The following is a 2,500-nucleotide window of genomic DNA, read 5'->3' as shown; positions in this document are numbered from 1 at the left end:
CGGTAGCGGAGCGTTCTGTAAGCCAGTGAAGCCGTACCCGTGAGGGGCGGTGGAGGTATCAGAAGTGCGAATGCTGACATGAGTAACGTAAGGGGAGTGAGAGACTCCCCCGCCGAAAGACCAAGGGTTCCTGCTTAAAGTTAATCTGAGCAGGGTTAGCCGGCCCCTAAGACGAGGCGGAAACGCGTAGTCGATGGGAATCACGTTAATATTCGTGAGCCTGGAGGTAGTGACGGATCACACAAGTTGTCCAATCTTATCGGATTGAAAGGGCAGCGGAGTGGTTCCAGGAAATAGCTCCTCCTTATAGACCGTACCCGAAACCGACACTGGTGGTCTGGTAGAGTATACCAAGGCGCTTGAGAGAACTATGCTGAAGGAACTCGGCAAATTGCACGCGTAACTTCGGAAGAAGCGTGACCCTTTTTTGCGCAAGCAGAGGAGGGTGGCACAGACCAGGGGGTAGCGACTGTTTATCAAAAACACAGGGCTCTGCGAAGTCGCAAGACGACGTATAGGGTCTGACGCCTGCCCGGTGCTGGAAGGTTAAGAGGAGGGGTGCAAGCTCTGAATCGAAGCCCCAGTAAACGGCGGCCGTAACTATAACGGTCCTAAGGTAGCGAAATTCCTTGTCGGGTAAGTTCCGACCTGCACGAATGGCGTAACGACTTCCCCGCTGTCTCCAGCATAGACTCAGTGAAATTGAATTCCCCGTGAAGATGCGGGGTTCCTGCGGTTAGACGGAAAGACCCCGTGCACCTTTACTATAGCTTTACATTGGCATTCGTAGTGGCATGTGTAGGATAGGTGGTAGGCTTTGAAGCCTGGGCGCCAGCTCAGGTGGAGCCACCCTTGAAATACCACCCTTATCACTATGGATGTCTAACCGCGGCCCGTTATCCGGGTCCGGGACAATGTATGGTGGGTAGTTTGACTGGGGCGGTCGCCTCCTAAAGAGTAACGGAGGCGCGCGATGGTGGGCTCAGAACGGTCGGAAATCGTTCGCTGAGTGCAATGGCATAAGCCTGCCTGACTGCGAGACTGACAAGTCGAGCAGAGACGAAAGTCGGTCATAGTGATCCGGTGGTCCCGTGTGGAAGGGCCATCGCTCAACGGATAAAAGGTACGCCGGGGATAACAGGCTGATGACCCCCAAGAGTCCATATCGACGGGGTTGTTTGGCACCTCGATGTCGACTCATCGCATCCTGGGGCTGGAGCAGGTCCCAAGGGTATGGCTGTTCGCCATTTAAAGCGGTACGTGAGTTGGGTTCAGAACGTCGTGAGACAGTTCGGTCCCTATCTGCCGTGGGTGTAGGAATATTGAAAGGATCTGTCCCTAGTACGAGAGGACCGGGATGGACGGATCTCTGGTGGACCTGTTGTGGCGCCAGCCGCATTGCAGGGTAGCTATATCCGGACGGGATAACCGCTGAAGGCATCTAAGCGGGAAACCCACCTTGAAACGAGTATTCCCTGAGAACCGTGGAAGACGACCACGTTGATAGGCCGGGTGTGGAAGAGCGGCAACGCTTGAAGCTTACCGGTACTAATAGTTCGATCGGCTTGATCGTTCTCATTCCTAATATCCATCCGACAAAGTCGGATGGTCTGCCAGCGCTCACGCATGAGCGGCCCTTACGGGCCTATGCTCCGCGAGGGCGCCGGACGACCGGCGACGCGCAGTCGCGCTTGCGGGCTTCGCCCGTAGGCAAAACGCAGACGTCGCCTTGGCACAAAACGACGATCCTTTGGATCGCGCTGCGACGATCCTCGGATCGCGCTTGGCGACGATCCTCGGATCGCGCTTGGCGACGATCCTCGGATCGCGCTTGGCGACGATCCTCGGATCGCGCTTGAACAGCTTCTCGATTTGAACGTGCGTTTCGCCGACCTGGTGGTTATGGCGGAGCGGCTGCACCCGATCCCATTCCGAACTCGGCCGTGAAACGCTCCAGCGCTGATGGTACTTCGTCTCAAGACGCGGGAGAGTAGGTCGCTGCCAGGTCTGCCAAGCGCACGTTCATCTCACATCCGGATCCGGATGCAGACAAATCTTCTCCTTGCGATTGTTGTGATGCATGTCGTTGCCTCAAAACCGCTAACACTTTTGAGCGACATGCATGAGGCCCGCCAAACGGGATCCCGGGCCGCGCAAGCGGCCCTTTCATTGGGCGGTCCCTTGAATACGGTAAGCGCAAACTTACCTCTATGGTGACGCGGGGTGGAGCAGCCCGGTAGCTCGTCAGGCTCATAACCTGAAGGTCACAGGTTCAAATCCTGTCCCCGCAACCAATCCAAAAACGCCCGCCTCGTGCGGGCGTTTTTGTAGCTGGCCATACTGGCCGGCGAATGTGAGCGGTCATCAGGCCCGCAAGCAGCGAACCGACGCAGCGCCGGCAGAAAAGCCAAATCCCCACACCAATCCAGACCGGCCCGCCAACGCAGGCCGTTTGCGTTTGCGGCGGCGCGCTTCGATGCGAAGCCGCCAGCGAGGTCCT

1 protein-coding gene, 1 tRNA gene and 2 rRNA genes (2 of these 4 cut by a window edge) are annotated in these 2,500 nt (G+C 57.2%); 3 read left to right on the top strand and 1 reads right to left on the bottom strand.

All coding sequences use genetic code 11. The features are described 5' to 3' along the window. The 3 genes from EOA79_RS05975 to EOA79_RS05965 all read left to right on the top strand — a co-directional run. A 23S ribosomal RNA gene (locus EOA79_RS05975) occupies window positions 1–1,573 on the top strand (it extends 1,356 nt beyond the left edge of the window). 319 nt (window positions 1,574–1,892) lie between these two features. Next, window positions 1,893–2,007 (top strand): 5S ribosomal RNA (rrf, locus tag EOA79_RS05970). Window positions 2,008–2,217: 210 nt separating this feature from the next. Next, window positions 2,218–2,294 (top strand) — tRNA-Met (locus EOA79_RS05965). Here EOA79_RS05965 and EOA79_RS05960 read toward each other — a convergent pair. Continuing rightward, window positions 2,265–2,500: the 3' portion of a hypothetical protein gene (locus EOA79_RS05960; protein ID WP_128292934.1), read on the bottom strand. Its footprint extends 220 nt past the window's final position; 236 of the gene's 456 nt are visible here — the last part of the coding sequence; its start codon lies off the right edge, out of view; its stop codon occupies window positions 2,265–2,267. The genes EOA79_RS05965 and EOA79_RS05960 overlap by 30 nt on opposite strands.

The sequence above is a fragment of the Mesorhizobium sp. M1A.F.Ca.IN.020.03.2.1 genome (assembly GCF_004023205.1).
Lineage (GTDB): Bacteria > Pseudomonadota > Alphaproteobacteria > Rhizobiales > Rhizobiaceae > Mesorhizobium.
The sequence above is the reverse complement of the archived record's forward strand: the minus strand, read 5'-3'. Positions and strand labels throughout refer to the sequence as shown.